At 33.2% G+C, this 15,300-nt stretch carries 14 protein-coding genes and 1 pseudogene; 7 read left to right on the top strand and 8 right to left on the bottom strand.

The window, feature by feature from the left end; all coding sequences use genetic code 11:
• Genes AC1B0Z_RS05920 through AC1B0Z_RS05910 form a run of 3 tightly spaced genes read left to right on the top strand, consistent with a single transcriptional unit; the run spans position 1 to position 3,226 of the window.
• Positions 1–855, top strand: a complete 855-nt coding sequence (locus AC1B0Z_RS05920) for a peptidylprolyl isomerase (protein ID WP_483794700.1) — start codon at positions 1–3, stop codon at positions 853–855.
• Positions 833–2,266 (top strand): peptidylprolyl isomerase, encoded by a 1,434-nt coding sequence (locus AC1B0Z_RS05915; RefSeq protein ID WP_483794699.1) that lies wholly within the window; start codon positions 833–835, stop codon positions 2,264–2,266. The genes AC1B0Z_RS05920 and AC1B0Z_RS05915 overlap by 23 nt, the downstream gene beginning before the upstream one ends.
• A 6-nt stretch (positions 2,267–2,272) precedes the next feature.
• Entirely contained in the window at positions 2,273–3,226 is a 954-nt protein-coding gene (locus tag AC1B0Z_RS05910) for an AAA family ATPase (protein WP_483794698.1), read from the top strand.
• 34 nt (positions 3,227–3,260) lie between these two features.
• On the opposite strand, the gene AC1B0Z_RS05905 is transcribed toward AC1B0Z_RS05910, so the two are convergent.
• Together AC1B0Z_RS05905 and AC1B0Z_RS05900 are read right to left on the bottom strand one after the other, a co-directional pair.
• On the bottom strand, positions 3,261–3,383 hold the full coding sequence (locus AC1B0Z_RS05905) for a hypothetical protein (protein WP_483794696.1): 123 nt from the start codon (positions 3,381–3,383) through the stop codon (positions 3,261–3,263).
• A 55-nt stretch (positions 3,384–3,438) separates the two neighbouring features.
• Positions 3,439–5,118: a DUF8201 family protein gene (locus AC1B0Z_RS05900; RefSeq protein ID WP_483794695.1), complete on the bottom strand. Its 1,680-nt coding sequence runs from the start codon at positions 5,116–5,118 to the stop codon at positions 3,439–3,441.
• 229 nt (positions 5,119–5,347) lie between these two features.
• Here AC1B0Z_RS05900 and AC1B0Z_RS05895 point away from each other — a divergent pair, with 229 nt between their 5' ends.
• On the top strand, positions 5,348–7,615 hold the full coding sequence (locus tag AC1B0Z_RS05895; protein ID WP_483794694.1) for an aconitate hydratase: 2,268 nt from the start codon (positions 5,348–5,350) through the stop codon (positions 7,613–7,615).
• A gap of 365 nt (positions 7,616–7,980) precedes the next feature.
• Here AC1B0Z_RS05895 and AC1B0Z_RS05890 read toward each other — a convergent pair whose 3' ends face one another.
• Both AC1B0Z_RS05890 and AC1B0Z_RS05885 read right to left on the bottom strand, forming a co-directional pair.
• Positions 7,981–8,361 (bottom strand): helix-turn-helix domain-containing protein, encoded by a 381-nt coding sequence (locus tag AC1B0Z_RS05890; RefSeq protein WP_483794693.1) that lies wholly within the window; start codon positions 8,359–8,361, stop codon positions 7,981–7,983.
• Between the two features lie 23 nt (positions 8,362–8,384).
• Positions 8,385–9,536, bottom strand: a complete 1,152-nt coding sequence (locus AC1B0Z_RS05885) for a tRNA modification GTPase (protein WP_483794692.1) — start codon at positions 9,534–9,536, stop codon at positions 8,385–8,387.
• A gap of 169 nt (positions 9,537–9,705) precedes the next feature.
• Here AC1B0Z_RS05885 and AC1B0Z_RS05880 point away from each other — a divergent pair.
• A pseudogene (locus tag AC1B0Z_RS05880) lies at positions 9,706–9,904 on the top strand (nucleoside triphosphate pyrophosphohydrolase); the annotation flags it as partial.
• A gap of 26 nt (positions 9,905–9,930) precedes the next feature.
• On the opposite strand, the gene AC1B0Z_RS05875 reads toward AC1B0Z_RS05880, so the two are convergent.
• On the bottom strand, positions 9,931–11,151 hold the full coding sequence (locus tag AC1B0Z_RS05875; RefSeq protein WP_483794691.1) for a porin family protein: 1,221 nt from the start codon (positions 11,149–11,151) through the stop codon (positions 9,931–9,933).
• A gap of 289 nt (positions 11,152–11,440) precedes the next feature.
• Between AC1B0Z_RS05875 and mazG the strand changes: the two genes are divergently transcribed.
• Positions 11,441–12,220: a nucleoside triphosphate pyrophosphohydrolase gene (gene mazG, locus AC1B0Z_RS05870; RefSeq protein ID WP_483794690.1), complete on the top strand. Its 780-nt coding sequence runs from the start codon at positions 11,441–11,443 to the stop codon at positions 12,218–12,220.
• A gap of 60 nt (positions 12,221–12,280) precedes the next feature.
• Complete coding sequence (locus AC1B0Z_RS05865) at positions 12,281–12,853, top strand: TlpA family protein disulfide reductase (RefSeq protein ID WP_483794689.1); 573 nt, start codon at positions 12,281–12,283, stop codon at positions 12,851–12,853.
• On the opposite strand, the gene AC1B0Z_RS05860 is transcribed toward AC1B0Z_RS05865, so the two are convergent.
• Genes AC1B0Z_RS05860 through AC1B0Z_RS05850 form a run of 3 tightly spaced genes read right to left on the bottom strand, consistent with a single transcriptional unit; the run spans position 12,850 to position 15,300 of the window.
• Positions 12,850–13,992, bottom strand: a complete 1,143-nt coding sequence (locus AC1B0Z_RS05860; RefSeq protein WP_483794688.1) for a lycopene cyclase family protein — start codon at positions 13,990–13,992, stop codon at positions 12,850–12,852. The two genes, AC1B0Z_RS05865 and AC1B0Z_RS05860, sit on opposite strands and share 4 nt — an antisense overlap.
• Positions 13,993–13,998: 6 nt before the next feature.
• The gene (locus tag AC1B0Z_RS05855; RefSeq protein ID WP_483794687.1) at positions 13,999–14,451 is read right to left on the bottom strand and encodes a sterol desaturase family protein; all 453 of its coding nucleotides are present in this window, start codon (positions 14,449–14,451) and stop codon (positions 13,999–14,001) included.
• A gap of 9 nt (positions 14,452–14,460) precedes the next feature.
• A complete protein-coding gene (locus tag AC1B0Z_RS05850; protein WP_483794686.1) occupies positions 14,461–15,300 on the bottom strand; it encodes a phytoene/squalene synthase family protein in 840 nt (279 codons plus the stop codon).

The following is a 15,300-nucleotide window of genomic DNA, read 5'->3' as shown; positions in this document are numbered from 1 at the left end:
GTGAGCAAAAAATCCCTCAACATAATCCTTATTGTAGTTCTAATAGTATCTTGCGATATTTTTAGAACCACCGATGATAGAAAACCTGTTGCCAGAGTAAATGATAGTTATCTTTATGAAGATGATCTACAGGGTTTAGTATCCGAAAACACTAATGAACAAGATAGCGTATTAATTATCCAGAATTTTATAAAAGAATGGGCAACCGAACAACTTTTGGTCGGTGGGGCTCAAATAAATCTTAGTGAGGAAAAGCAGAATAATTTCAACAAGTTAGTTGCGCAATACAAAAACGATTTATTTAGTAAAGCCTATTTAGAAGCGCTAGTTAAAAAGAATTTAGATACCGCGGTTAGTGATGAAGCAGCTAAAACTTATTATGAAGCAAATAAAGATGTGTTTAAGCTCAACGAAGAACTCATAAAGTTTAGATACATCCATGTGGATGAAAATATTATAGATTTCGGCAACATTAAAGACCGATTTAAGCGCTTTGATGAAGAAGATAAAACAGCACTAGATTCTATTGCCATCCAATTTAAATCTTACTCACTCAATGATTCTATTTGGGTTAAAATGAGTCAGGTTATCTCAAAGATTCCAGGGGTGAATTCGGAAAACAAAATTCAACTGTTAAAAAAATCTAATTTTGTGCAACTCAAAGACTCATTAGGAGTATATTTGATGCAAGTAAATGATGTATTGCTGCGTAATGACACTGCACCTTTAGAGTATGTAAAACCAACAATTAATCAAATTGTTATCAACAAACGTAAGCTGGAACTTATAAAAAAATTAGAAAAAGATATTACAAAAGATGCCATTAAAAACAATGAATTTGAAATATATAATTAACCTTTTATCACTTTTGATGTTTGTTGGAATAATGCAGGCTCAAGAGATTATTGAAGACAAGCCAATTGAAGCAGAAAAGGAAATACAAGAGAAAACTAACGATTCTACTTCGGCGTTTAAACCGGTAAAAGTTGATGGTGTTGCTGGAGTAGTGGGAGATTATATTGTACTAAATTCTGATATTGATAAAGAATTTTTACAATTGCAGGCTTCTGGCGTTGATACTAAAAATATTACCAGATGTCAACTTTTTGGTAAGCTTTTAGAGAACAAATTGTATGCACATCATGCCATTCAAGACAGTATTTTAGTTTCTGATGCAGAAGTTAGAAATAATGTGGAGTATCAAATTCAGCAATTTTTATCTCAGGTAAATGGAGATATGGATAGGTTATTATCAATTTATAATAAAGAAAGTGAAGAAAATCTTAGGGATGAAATGTTTAAAACCAACAAGGACATGATGTTATCCCAACGCATGCAAGCCAAGGTAATTGAGGAAGTTGAAATAACACCTGAAGAAGTAAGACAGTTTTTTAATAAAATACCTAAGGAAGAGCGTCCAAGTTTTGGTACAGAATTAAAAGTAGCGCAAATCGTCGTAGAACCAAAAGTGTCTGACAAAGAAAAACAACGAATTATAAATCAGCTAAAACAATTTAAGGCCGATGTTGAAGAGAATGGTGCTAGCTTTAGATCAAAAGTTATCCTCTACGGTCAAGACCCTGGTATCAAGCAATCGGGCTATAAATATACGCTGAATAGAAAAAAACCAAGAATGGTAAAGGAGTTTAGGGAAGCTGCGTTTTCCTTACAAGAGGGCGAGGTGTCAGAACCTTTTGAGACTGATTTCGGATTCCATATTGTGTATTGTGAAAAAATTAGAGGTCAAGAATATGATGTGAGTCATGTACTTTTAATTCCCGAAGTATCAACTGAAGCTAAAATTGAAGCTAAAGAAAAACTCGAAAAAATAAGACAGCAAATCGTTGATGGTGAAATTACCTTTGCCGAAGCCGCCAAGGAAATAAGCGACGATTCTGTAACCAAATTAGATGGAGGGCAATTGATAAATCCTGAAACCCAAGATTATAATTTTGAATTAACAAGAATGGATCCTGAATTATATTCTCAAATTCAAGATTTAAAAGACGGAGAAGTGAGTCAAGTAGTGGGTGAGACAGATAGATCAAATAAACTTAAATTTAAGATTCTTACGGTCTCTGATAGAGTGGAAGATCACGAGGCTGATTATGCAAGAGACTTTTTAAAGATTAAAGAGTTAGCCTTAAACGAAAAGAAAATTAAAGCAATAGAAGATTGGCAAGCAGAAAAAATTGATGATACCTACATTAAAATAACAGGGAATATGAGGGCTTGTGAGTTTTCGAGTAACTGGTTAAAAAAATAGAAGTTTATGTCCGACGTAGCTGCAGTAGAACAGTTTGTAAAAAAATATAAAGACTTAAAACAAGAAATAGCTAAGGTTATTGTTGGACAGGATGATGTTGTAAACCAAATTTTAATATCTGTTTTTTCTGGTGGGCACTCTTTGCTTATTGGTGTTCCTGGATTAGCCAAAACACTGATGGTAAATACAATAGCCCAAGCGTTGGGATTGGATTTTAAGCGCATTCAATTTACACCAGATTTAATGCCAAGTGATATTTTGGGCAGTGAGATTCTTGACGAAGACCGTCACTTTAAATTTGTAAAGGGCCCTATTTTCGCAAACATTATTTTAGCAGATGAAATAAACAGAACCCCTCCAAAAACGCAAGCAGCATTGTTAGAGGCGATGCAAGAACGCGCCGTTACGGTTGCAGGTCATCATTATAAATTGGACTTACCATACTTCGTTTTAGCTACACAAAACCCGATTGAGCAAGAAGGAACGTATCCTTTACCTGAGGCACAACTAGACCGTTTTATGTTTGCTATTAATTTAGAATATCCTTCGTTTCAAGAAGAGGTACAAGTGGTGAAAGCAACAACAAATGATGTAAAGGTTACGGTAAATGCATTGTTTACAGCGGAGGAAATTTTAGAGTTTCAACATGTTATTAGAAGAATTCCTGTAGCTGATAATGTGATAGAATATGCCGTTACCATGGTAGGAAAAACAAGACCTAATGGTACAACAGCTCCAGACTTGGTGAAACAATATATCGATTGGGGTGCGGGACCAAGAGCATCTCAAAACTTAATTTTAGCGGCAAAAACACATGCAGCTATCAATGGAAAGTTTTCTCCAGATAATGAAGACGTGCAAGCGGTTGCCTCAAGTGTATTAAGGCATAGAATCATCAAAAATTACAAGGCTGAGGCTGAAGGTATTTCAGAATATCAGGTGATAAAGAGCTTGTTTTAGTGAAGTTAAAACCATTTATATTTCCAATAATTTGCTATTTATTGGGAATTGCATTTGCTACTACTGGTGCACTATTTAAGATTACCCATTTTGAAATTGGACTAATTACTGGGAATGTTTTGATATCAATAAGCGTAGGCTTTAAATTATTAGCCATTATCTGGGCTATTGCAAAATTATTAGTGATATATAAAAAGACATAGCATAAGTTTTTAATTGTTAACCTTTCTTGACACAAATCCATCTTTCAAATTTTCACTTCTTAATTGAGGGAGATACTTGTAGTAAGTTTTTATATACTCCACCTGTTGTTGGTTAACACAGGGTAAATCGCCATCTCCAGTACCCCAAAAGAAAACTTCTTCACCAGGAGAGTTAAAATGGAAACCGTCAATATTTACTTCAGAAAATGTAGTTGCTGTTTTTGTGTTTTTTTCTGGTATTATAATGTTTTTAGATTTGAAATTACTAAAAGACATTGCAAACTGATTGGAGGTAAAGACGTTGAGATTCAAAGGAATGAATATAGGAATAAGGCTTAAACCTATAGAGATATAAGCTAAACATAATCCTAGTTTTCGTGATTTAAAAAGACCAATGAATATCTGAAGTGAGAAAATCAATATAAATACAAAAAAGAAACGGTATTGTGGTGAGTTTAACCAAACTATTATAAATTGAAGAATACCAAGAGCATAAATAATGAAAAGAGCTTTTTTGTTATTACGTTTCAAAATAAAAACTGGGAAGATTGCCAATAGTATTAAAAATAATTTGTTAAAAAATCCGTGCAGCTTTGGAATTTGTAGCCAATATTTCAGTTTTTCAAAAAAGCTAAAAGAGGATGTATTAATGTTATTAAAACCAGATTGGTAAGTGCCGGTTTTATAAAGTTGCAATAACTCTTTAGGTAGTTTCCAATCCGCTTCAAAAATATCAAATACCGATGTTGGGTATAGCAAATATCCAGAAATTGTATAGTTCTTAAATAGAAACAATCCAAGTACCACAGCACATAAAGCCACAAACTTTGAACTCTGTGCTTTCAAGGTTTTAAAGTGTTTCAAGTATAGTATCAATATCAAAAGGGCTATAATAAGCATAGTCACTTTTATAAAACACAAAAAGAGTACTACGCATAGTAATATTTTAAACTTGCTAGCTGTTATGTTATTATAGCTTGCAATAAACTCATAAACTACATAGGGTGTCAATAAAAAGATAGCCAAATCAGGAGAAGGCGCATTTACAAATTGCATAAAAAACAAACTGAAAACCAGTGTAAGCCCTACGAAATAATCCTGAACATTAGAACCTCTATTCAGTTTTTCAATAAAAAGAAACCCCAATACGATAAAAAGAAACCCATTAATATCATTGAAACAATTCGAAATAAAAGGAAAGCTAAACCCAGCTTGTAACGTATGCCAAGAGGAGTTTTGCCCTAGGAAGAGGTGCAAATTGGCAAGACCTTCAACGTAGCCAAATTCATTTATCCACTTAATGGTTTGTATGTAATAAGATTCATTGTCAATTAAATAGGGCCTAGTAGCACTTTGTGCAAGCACTACGAAAAACAATAATAGATATAAGGCTTTATAAGATATTTTTAAACTACTTAAAGTTTGTAAAACAAGCTTTAAGTAGTGCTTTATGTCATTTCTAAACCAAAATAGCAATACACAATTCAGCAAAAAAACACCCATGTAATATTCAATATTGATTCTAAAAAAAAATGCAACAAAGCTGGTTAAAATAGTATAAAGAAATAATCCTAAAACCTGATGCATCGTAAAATGGCAGTCAGTAATTTTAAAAATTCTTCGAAAAATAAACCCAAAATTAAGGCAGGTTACCGCAATATAAATCCAAGTTAAGAGAATAAGAAGCATTCTAAAGTTAGGTTTTTACCAAAGGTATTGATTAAACACAAATCATAAATTATTAATTCATTAGAAATACTATAATACTGGTAAAGAAAATACAATCATACCTTCAAATAATAGTGAGATAGTAAATAAGTATCAATACTGGTTGTTACTCGCTGTTTCTTTTTAAAACTTTGTAATAATTTCGTAATTTGCGAGACTGAATAAAATAACAAACCTTAAAAAATTTTATATGGCATTTGACATTGAAATGATACGAGGAGTTTACTCCACAATGGCTGAGCGAGTTGATAAAGCACGTGAAGTTGTTGGAAAGCCACTAACGCTTTCTGAAAAAATATTATATAATCATTTATGGGATGGTACGCCAACCAAGGCATTTGTAAGAGGAAAGGATTATGTTGATTTTGCTCCTGATAGAATTGCATGTCAAGATGCTACTGCGCAAATGGCGTTATTGCAGTTTATGCAAGCTGGTAAAGATAAGGTCGCTGTGCCTACAACAGTTCATTGTGATCACTTAATTCAAGCTAAAGAAGGCGCTGCTAAAGATTTAAAACATGCCAATACTGTTAGTAGTGAGGTGTTTGATTTCTTAGAGTCTGTATCCAACAAGTATGGTATCGGATTTTGGAAACCAGGTGCCGGTATTATTCACCAAGTAGTTTTAGAAAACTATGCGTTTCCTGGTGGAATGATGATTGGTACTGATTCTCACACCGTTAATGCTGGTGGATTAGGTATGGTAGCCATTGGTGTAGGAGGAGCAGATGCTGTAGATGTAATGGCAGGTATGGCTTGGGAGTTGAAGTTTCCAAAATTAATAGGTGTTAGGTTAACAGGTAAACTATCAGGTTGGACAGCTCCTAAAGATGTTATACTAAAAGTTGCGGAAATTCTTACGGTAAAAGGTGGAACTGGCGCCATTGTAGAATATTTTGGCCCTGGTGCTTTGTCCATGTCTTGTACAGGAAAAGGAACCATTTGTAACATGGGGGCCGAAATAGGGGCAACCACATCTACATTTGGTTATGATGATTCTATGGAACGTTATCTTAGAGCTACCGACAGGGAAGATGTAGCCGATGCTGCTAATCAAGTTAAACCTCATTTAACAGCAGACCCAGAGGTATATGAAAACCCAGAACTATATTTCGACCAAGTTATTGATATAAATCTATCAGAACTAGGGCCATTATTAAACGGACCTTTTACACCAGATTTATCTACAACAGTAGGTTCTGAAATGACTAAAAAGGCTACCGATAATGAATGGCCAATAAAAGTAGAGTGGGGATTAATTGGGTCTTGTACCAATTCTTCTTATGAAGATTTATCAAGAGCGTCATCCATAGCACAACAAGCTTTAGATAAAGGCTTAAAAACAAAAGCAGAATTTGGTATTAACCCAGGTTCTGAACAAGTACGTTACACTGCAGAGCGTGACGGTATTCTTCAAGTTTTTGAAAAATTAGATGCTAAGATATTTACCAATGCATGTGGTCCATGTATTGGGCAATGGGCGAGATATTCAGATCCTAAAAACGCGCCAAAAAATAGTATTGTACATTCTTTTAACCGAAACTTTGCAAAACGTGCCGATGGCAACCCAAACACACACGCTTTTGTAGCATCACCAGAAATTACCGCAGCTATTGCAATAGCTGGTCGTTTAGATTTTAATCCGATGACGGATAAATTAATCAACGAAAATGGAGAAGAAGTAATGCTTGATGAACCAACAGGATGGGAATTACCACCAAAAGGTTTTGATGTAAAGGAAAATGGGTATTTAGCACCTGAGGAAGATGGAAGTCACGTAAATGTTGTGGTAAAAGATGATTCAGAACGTTTACAGCTTTTAACACCTTTTGAGCCGCTTGGAGACTCCATTACAGGAGCTAAACTATTGATAAAAGCCTTTGGAAAATGTACCACAGACCATATTTCTATGGCAGGTCCATGGTTACGTTTTAGAGGGCATCTAGATAATATTGCCAATAATACCTTAATTGGTGCGGTAAATGCCTTCAATAAAAAGACAAACTTTGTTAAAAATCAATTGACAGGAGATTATGGTGGTGTGCCAGATGTTCAGCGTGTTTACAAAGCCAAAGGCATCAAAACTGTGGTTGTAGGAGATCATAATTATGGTGAAGGATCATCAAGAGAGCATGCTGCAATGCAACCGCGTCATTTAGGTGTTGCAGCGGTAATCGTAAAGTCGTTTGCGCGTATTCACGAGACAAATTTAAAGAAGCAAGGTATGCTTGGTTTAACCTTTGCTAACGAGAATGATTACGATTTAATTCAAGAAGATGATACGTTCAACTTTTTAGACTTAAACGAATTTGCTCCAGATAAGCAATTAACTCTTGAAATAGTTCATGCTGATGGCAGTAAAGATACTATTAAGTTGAACCATACGTACAACGATGCACAAATTGCTTGGTATAACGAGGGTTCTGCGCTTAACTTGATTAAGAAACAAAACGCTTAATACTTAAGTATATATATTTTAAACAAAGCCTGTCAAGTTTTTATAAACCTGACAGGTTTTTTTATTTGGGCGCCTGCCTGCCGACTGGCAGGTTACCACGCCACGGGCGTGGTCGGACTTTACTCATTGATTTATATTTCAAATTAATGAATTCGTGAATATAAATATTTCACTACTCAATCCCTCAACCGATAACTATCGGGATCGGGGATTTCAAGCACCTGTGCTGAGCGCAGTCGAAGCATGCCGTTCATCCCGATAGCTATCGGGACTAACGCGGGGCACATTTGCCCGCTCGTTTTTAAACCTAAAAGTAGTCTAGCTTTTAGAAAGATTCGTTTATCGCTATATCATAAGATTAATCTCTAGAGGTTAGAAATCGGGTTATGGTTGATTGATTTATGATAAAAGTGACAATTAAAGTTTTTATCAGTAAAATATTCTAAAGGCGTCTTTTCGGTTAAAGATTTAAATTCTTTTATAAAATGGCTTTGGTCAAAATATCCATTCTTTAAAATTGTATTTAGGTAATTAGAGTTTTTATTTAGAAGTAAGTTTCTAATAACCTCTTGAAACCGTGTTGTTTTTTGAAAATCTTTGGCTGTAATTCCAAACTGATGTTTAAACGCTCTTTCAAACTGTCTAAGACTTAAATTAGCCTTTTGAGAAAGCTCTAATGTACACACCAAACTGAAAATCCGCGAGGGTTTTCGTAAGTAGGCTAGATCTAGCAATAAATTATACATGTCTTAAGTTATGTGTTGTTATTTTAGAATAGAGAATATCCAAAGATTATTGATAATGTTTTAGAATTGACATTTATACCATTACCTAATTGTCTAGGTGATTGATACCTTAACTCTACGCTGTATTTATCATTATACTTATAACCTAAACCATAAGCCATATATATTGTTGTAAGGTTCGTTGATTCATTTATTCTTAAATCATAAATAAAAGAAGTATTTATAAAAATTTTAGAATTATTATTTAAAAAGAAGTAATATCTTACGCCAGCATTGCATTCAATAGTACTATAATTAATTACATCTTCTAAACCTCCGTTAGTTGATTTTTCTACTGTAAAACTTGTATAAATTGGCTCAACGATAAATGACCATTTATTTTTATTAAAAGGAAGAATAAATTCTGCTTCTAGCCCAAAACCAAAATCTATTGAGTTTTGAATAGTAGAATTGCTAAAATTAGATTCAAATGAAGAGCTATTTAATCGAGGCCTGATGTTCAAATTAAATAAATCTTTTTTTTGCTTTTCTTCAAAGTTGATATATTCTTGATTACTACAGTTGTTATAGTCTACAAAAAAATTGACCAAATCTGATTTTCTGTATTTTATTTTTTCTACTCTGCTCTTTTTGATATGAGAGCATTTCAAGTTATTCCATAGCTGATTTCTAAATCTATTATTTGTACCAACTTTATATTCATCAGTAAGATAACTCTTAAATACTAATTGCTCAATATTAGATTTTCCGATGCTGTAAAAATACCTAACTAAACCAATGTCAACGTAAGTATACAAAGTCGATTTTCCTTCAACTAATACTTTTAAAAAGAGTTCTTCTTCTTTAAATATAGCCCTTTTATTATTATCTAATTCATCAACTTTGTTACTAGACCTATCAATTTTTACGGAGCTTCTCACATATTTTAAAACGTTATGAATACCAAATTCTTTAACCGATTTTATTGAATTTTCCTTCAATTCACCATTTTCTGATAGTTTATATTTGAATTCAGTTGGATTTTTTTCCCAATCAAGATTTTTAATTAAACAACTAGTTTTTTGATTATTGTTATCAATGAAATATCCATTTTCAAAAGAAATTTGAGAATAGCAATTAAAACTAAAAATTGTTGTTAAAAGAAATAGTAGTTTTATTTTCATCATTATTTTCATTTATTCATATTTAAATTCTTGAGTGTTAATAATAAATAATGGGCTATCGGATATCCGCCGTTAAACGAAGTTATCGTTTTTTTCTGATAATTTCGTTGGTTAAATTAGTTTATAAAGCGTAATGTCTTCTTCTAGACCATTAGAATTGTATTTTTCCAAAATATTAAGAATGAATTCCAGACAACACCAGCTCAAAGCCTTCGATAGATTATTAATCATTATGAACGAACTGCGGGAGCAATGTCCGTGGGATAAAAAACAAACCATGGAAACCCGTACGTCATTTAACCATTCAGGAAACTTATAAGTTGGGAGATGCCATTTTGGATAATGATTTGGAAGAGGTGAAAAAAGAGCTGGGGACTCTAACTTATACGTCTACGCAAGCTAGGTTTTAAAACATAGAATATCCTAAAACCATGGATACGGATGAAAATTTTGCACCCCAAGCCCCTTGACCATTTAAAATATTTCTATTGGGTATGTACCTTAGTTCTAAATTATATCTTTCTTTATATTTACAACCTATACCAAGGGCTACGCTAATCCCCGACATACCTTCAGATGAAAAAATGGGTAGACCACGTTCACTTCTAACATCAACTGATGAATTATTGTTATCAATAACCATCGAAACATTGGTGAAAAGTTTTAAGTCTTTATTCAGAAACATATAATATCGTATACCTAAATTAAACTGTATAGATTCATTATTTATTTTTGCTATTGATTTTTCTCCAGTGGTTCTATTTGAAATTACTACAGCTTCTGATTCAAACTGTTGGTAGGTAGGCTCCAATATTATAGCCCATTTATTGTTATTAAATCCCAAAATAAATTCTGTTTCAAGCCCAAACCTAAAAGAAGTTAAACCTTCGTCAAAATCAAAAGGCTCCCTAATAACTGGTCCATCTAAAACCAATGAAGAAATTGTTACACCTGGACGAATAGTTAAATTAAATAAATCCTTCTTTTGTTTGGTTTTGTAATTGACAAATTCTGAATTTGTACATTCATTGTATTTTACAAAAAACTTAATCAATTCTGATTGCCTATAATTTATTTTTGCGACCTGGTCCATGGAAATACTTTCGCATTTTAAGGCATTCCATAGTTGTTGTCTGAATTGTTCGTTTTTAGCTACTTGTCCATTGTCAGTTAGATAATTTTTGAAAACCAGTTGTTTCACTTTTGAAAGGTCTTGATTAAAAAAATACCTTATTAAACCACCGTTTTCATATAAATATAAACTCCCTTTCCCTTCTATTAGTACCTTTAAAAACAGTTGTTCTTTATTAAAAACAGGATTTTTGTTATAGTCCATCTCTTCGATTACTGTGCTAGATCTATCGATATCTATATCCTGTCTTACATATTTTGTTATACCAGTAATTTCAAATTCCTTCACAGAAGTAATGGTTTGGATTTTTTGCTCCGAATTTTCAGAAAGTTTATATTCAAACTGAGTGGGATTATTTAGCCAGTCATCATTTTTAATAAGGCAGTCCACTCTTTCATTAGCGTTATTGATATAATATCCTTTTAAGAATGAGTTTTGGGCAAAACCGTTTAGTCCAAAAATTAAAAAGAAAAGTAAAGTTATTTGTTTAGCCATTTAAAATTTAGTTTAGATAAGGTTTGTTCAGTTATAAAAACACAAATACCTACTGCATTTGAGTTGATTTAGATTCTAATAAGTTTTGATATATTGCTACATTAAATATAGCGTTTTTTCTTTCTTCAAATAAACTAAACAACTTACTTTTTTAATAGAATTTTATGATGTATTTCTCTCTGTTTTTGATTAAAGAGATTTTCGAGAATTATATACTTTTAAAAACTAATTTATGCCTTGGCCATTCCTTCAAGCAAATCAAAATTGTATTTTTACCAAAATATTTAGAATGAATTCCAGACAAGACCAACTCAAAGCCTTCGATAGATTGTTAACCATTATGGACGAGTTACGAGAGCAATGTCCGTGGGATAAAAAACAAACTATGGAAACACTACGACACCTTACCATTGAAGAAACCTACGAGTTGGGAGATGCCATTTTGGATAATGACTTAGAAGAGGTAAAAAAAGAGTTAGGCGATGTGTTGCTGCACATTGTATTTTATTCTAAAATTGGAAGTGAAACCAACCATTTTGATATTGCTGACGTATGCAATTCCATTTGCGAAAAACTAATAAACAGACACCCACATATTTATAGTGACGTAAAGGTAGAAAATGAAGACGATGTAAAACGCAACTGGGAAAATTTAAAACTTAAAGAGGGCAAAAAAAGCGTGTTGGAAGGGGTTCCTAAAAGCTTACCGGCCTTGGTAAAAGCCAACCGGATTCAAGAAAAAGTTGCAGGAGTAGGTTTTGATTGGGAAGAACCGAATCAAGTTTGGGAAAAAGTAGAGGAGGAGTTAAATGAATTTAAAGCTGAAGTGGATTCTGGTAATGAAGCTAAAATGGAAAGTGAATTTGGTGATGTGATGTTCTCTATGGTTAATTATGCTAGGTTTTTAAACATTAATCCAGAAAATGCGCTAGAGCGTACGAATAAAAAATTCTCAAAACGTTTTCAATATCTTGAAGAAAAGGCAAAAGCTCTTAACAAACCATTAAAAGATATGACGCTAGCTGAAATGGATGTGTTTTGGGAAGAGGCGAAGCAGCTTCCAAAATAAGAATTGGAAAATCTCTGATTTTCAAACCAGTAACGGGAACAAGTATAGACACTATAGTTCATGAAAATTACCAAGCAACATATTAAAAATTTGATTTTCCTCGGTGTAGCCGCTTTGTTTATTATACCACAGACAAGGAAGCCAATTCAGGTGCTTGTAAATAAAGGACTGGCATTATTTAGCCCCTCAACGATTGATGCTTCAAAGCAACAACATATAGGTGAGTTTGATTGGATTTTAATTGATATTAATGGAGAACGGCTAAATTTTAGAGATATTAAAGGCAGAGTGGTACTCATCAATTTTTGGGCAACATGGTGTCCGCCGTGTATTGCAGAAATGCCCAGTATGGATAAGCTTTATGCAGATTACAGTAATAAAATAGAGTTCCTTTTTGTTTCTGATGAAGAGCAAGAGGTGATTAAAAAGTTTTTAAACAAAAACGAGTACAAGTTTAACGTATATAAACCTGTTACAAAATATCCACAGGTATTTGATGTAGGAGGTATTCCGCGAACCTTTTTGATCGATACTAATGGAAATATAATCATTGACAAAACAGGTGCTGCAAATTGGAACAGCGAAACCGTACGCAAAACTATTGATAAACTATTGGTAGCAGAAACAAACTAAAGGGTCTTAAAAAACGCTTTGATAAAACTCCATGAGAAAAGGGAACTCATAATTTTCAGTTCTTCTAAAAAGGTAGATTCTTCATCTAAGAACCGGAACATGGTTGTAATACTGTTCTTATCATAAAACTGTTGAAAAACCCATTCACCTTTATGGTTTTCGTCTTTTAAAACTTTCAAAAACACTTTATCGTAAAATTTATATTTGTTTTTAAACAAGTTTGCCGAAGGTGTTTTATTCGCTTTTAAGTTTTCTATAATTTTAGCTACTTTTTTTTCGGTGTGCTTAAACGAATACCCTGTGGAGGGCTTAACCCAACCACCGCCTGTGCCAATTTTTGTAATATTTTTAGTGTTGTGATCGTCAAAAGGAAATGTGGTCATTGGGATGTTGCCTTTTTCAGATGCTATAATTTTATAGTCGTCAATTTTTAGATAATCATTAATATACTGTCTGATGTAGGTATCATATACGGCTTCGCTAACGGTGTTTTCGGTAAAATAAGTAAACTCTATTAGGGCTTCATGTTTTGAGAATGGCAACACATAAGTAAATGTGGTTTGTGAGCCATCCTTTAATCGGTAATCCATCATAGTGATGTGGTCTTCATCAAAAATGGCACTGCCAGTTTTAATAACGATACCTTTAAAATGCTGATTGATTTTAATGTTTTTAGCATCTTGATAAAATGCATCAGGAACTCTACTATCAAATACATGGTTTGCGGTAAAATGAGATGTTGCAGTAGTCACAAGGACTTTTTTATCTACAGCCAGAGAAACTACTTCATCTATGACAAAGTAGATATTATTACACTTTTGCAATGTTGATTTAGCGTAGTTATAAAAATCAATGGCCTTTATAGATTTGTAGGCGTAAGGGGCAAGCTTTAAATCAATTGTTTTTTCAGAAGTAAAAATTTTAGCTTTTCTCCATGATTTATAGGGTAAATCACCCCATTGTGAGGGTTCGGTTTCCCAAAAGCTCCATGTTTTATCATCAACTTCTTTGGTTGAAGGATCAATTAGTGCTATTTGCTTGTCATCAAAAAAAGCATCCGAGGCCATTTTTAAAGCCAATTGCAAACCAGCCAAACCATTTCCAATAATGATGTAGTCGAAATGGGAATCATTCACCATTTCTATTTATTTTCTTTTGAAGTATTTAAAAGGAACAAAAAGCATCCCAAAGCATTCACCGTCTGTTTTTCCTAGATGTTTGTGATGAATTTTATGTGCTCTACGCACACCGTGAGCGTACCAATTATTAGCATTTCTAAACATTTTAAAACGCTGATGGATAAAAATATCATGCACTAAGAAGTATGATAAACCGTAAGCGAATATTCCTAGGCCAATGGGTAGCCCAGGCCAAAAGCCGTAATATCTCCAAAGTAGAAAGAAGCCGATACTTACTACGGCATAAAAAATAAAAAACAAGTCGTTACGTTCAAACCAACTATCGTGGTCTTTATGATGATGGTCTCTATGTAAACTCCATAAAAACCCATGCATAATATATTTATGGGTAAACCACGCCATAAATTCCATAAAGCAATAAGTGCCTAAAAACACTAATATCCAATACACGATTTGCATAGTATAAAATTACATTAAATTTAATTGATATTTTACATAACTACGAGCCAAGAGTTCAATTTTTTTGGGATTGGAAACTCTAATGCGAGTATCTTTAATTCTTAAAGCGGGTGTCTTTTTTAATTTTTTCAAAAGCTGACTGTAATAGCGGTAAGCCATAAAAACTCCAAATTTGGCTTCCATTGGTAATTTTTTAATACCGCTTAAACCTTTTTCAAAATCGCTTTCTATATCATCAATAATTTGCTGTTTTGAATTTTCATCTAAGTTGTCCAAATCTACATTTGGAAAATAGCTTCTGTTTAACTCCGCAAAATCAGACTTCAAATCTCTTAAAAAATTCACTTTTTGGAATGCAGACCCCAAGGACATTGCGGTATCTTTCAATTCATTATATTTTTCGTTATCGCCATTTACAAATACTTTCAAGCACATTAAGCCAACCACATCTGCAGAACCATAAATGTATGCTTTGTATTCCTCATCAGAAAGGTAGTCTTTCTTATGTAAATCCAATCGCATACTTTTCATAAAAGCATCAACCATACTTTTATCAATGTTAAATTCATGATATGTATGCTGAAATGAATTTAAAATGGGGTTGAGACTTATTTTGTCCCTAAGTGCATTTTCTAAATCTACTGAGAAGCGTTCAAATAAATCTTCTTTATCAAAGTTGTGAAACGAGTCGACGATTTCATCGGCAAATCTTACAAACCCGTAGATATTATATATATGCATTCTAATGGAGTTCGATAGCATTTTGGTGGCTAACGAAAATGAAGTACTGTAATTTTTTGTTACTACTTTACTGCAATTGTATGAAACGGTATCAAATAATGCTTTCAT

The organism is Hyunsoonleella sp. J2K-J805 (assembly GCF_057167125.1).
This window is presented reverse-complemented; position numbering and strand designations above follow the sequence as displayed.

Bases quoted from the DNA above. Each gene is read 5' to 3' on its own strand.
- AC1B0Z_RS05915 (WP_483794699.1), top strand. From the start codon at position 833: ATGAATTTGAAATATATAATTAACCTTTTATCACTTTTGATGTTTGTT.
- AC1B0Z_RS05910 (WP_483794698.1), top strand. From the start codon at position 2,273: ATGTCCGACGTAGCTGCAGTAGAACAGTTTGTAAAAAAATATAAAGAC.
- AC1B0Z_RS05905 (WP_483794696.1), bottom strand. From the start codon at position 3,383: ATGGCTAATAATTTAAAGCCTACGCTTATTGATATCAAAACATTCCCA.
- AC1B0Z_RS05900 (WP_483794695.1), bottom strand. From the start codon at position 5,118: ATGCTTCTTATTCTCTTAACTTGGATTTATATTGCGGTAACCTGCCTT.
- AC1B0Z_RS05895 (WP_483794694.1), top strand. From the start codon at position 5,348: ATGGCATTTGACATTGAAATGATACGAGGAGTTTACTCCACAATGGCT.
- AC1B0Z_RS05890 (WP_483794693.1), bottom strand. From the start codon at position 8,361: ATGTATAATTTATTGCTAGATCTAGCCTACTTACGAAAACCCTCGCGG.
- AC1B0Z_RS05885 (WP_483794692.1), bottom strand. From the start codon at position 9,536: ATGAAAATAATGATGAAAATAAAACTACTATTTCTTTTAACAACAATT.
- AC1B0Z_RS05875 (WP_483794691.1), bottom strand. From the start codon at position 11,151: ATGGCTAAACAAATAACTTTACTTTTCTTTTTAATTTTTGGACTAAAC.
- mazG (WP_483794690.1), top strand. From the start codon at position 11,441: ATGAATTCCAGACAAGACCAACTCAAAGCCTTCGATAGATTGTTAACC.
- AC1B0Z_RS05865 (WP_483794689.1), top strand. From the start codon at position 12,281: ATGAAAATTACCAAGCAACATATTAAAAATTTGATTTTCCTCGGTGTA.
- AC1B0Z_RS05860 (WP_483794688.1), bottom strand. From the start codon at position 13,992: ATGGTGAATGATTCCCATTTCGACTACATCATTATTGGAAATGGTTTG.
- AC1B0Z_RS05855 (WP_483794687.1), bottom strand. From the start codon at position 14,451: ATGCAAATCGTGTATTGGATATTAGTGTTTTTAGGCACTTATTGCTTT.
- AC1B0Z_RS05850 (WP_483794686.1), bottom strand. From the start codon at position 15,300: ATGAAAGCATTATTTGATACCGTTTCATACAATTGCAGTAAAGTAGTA.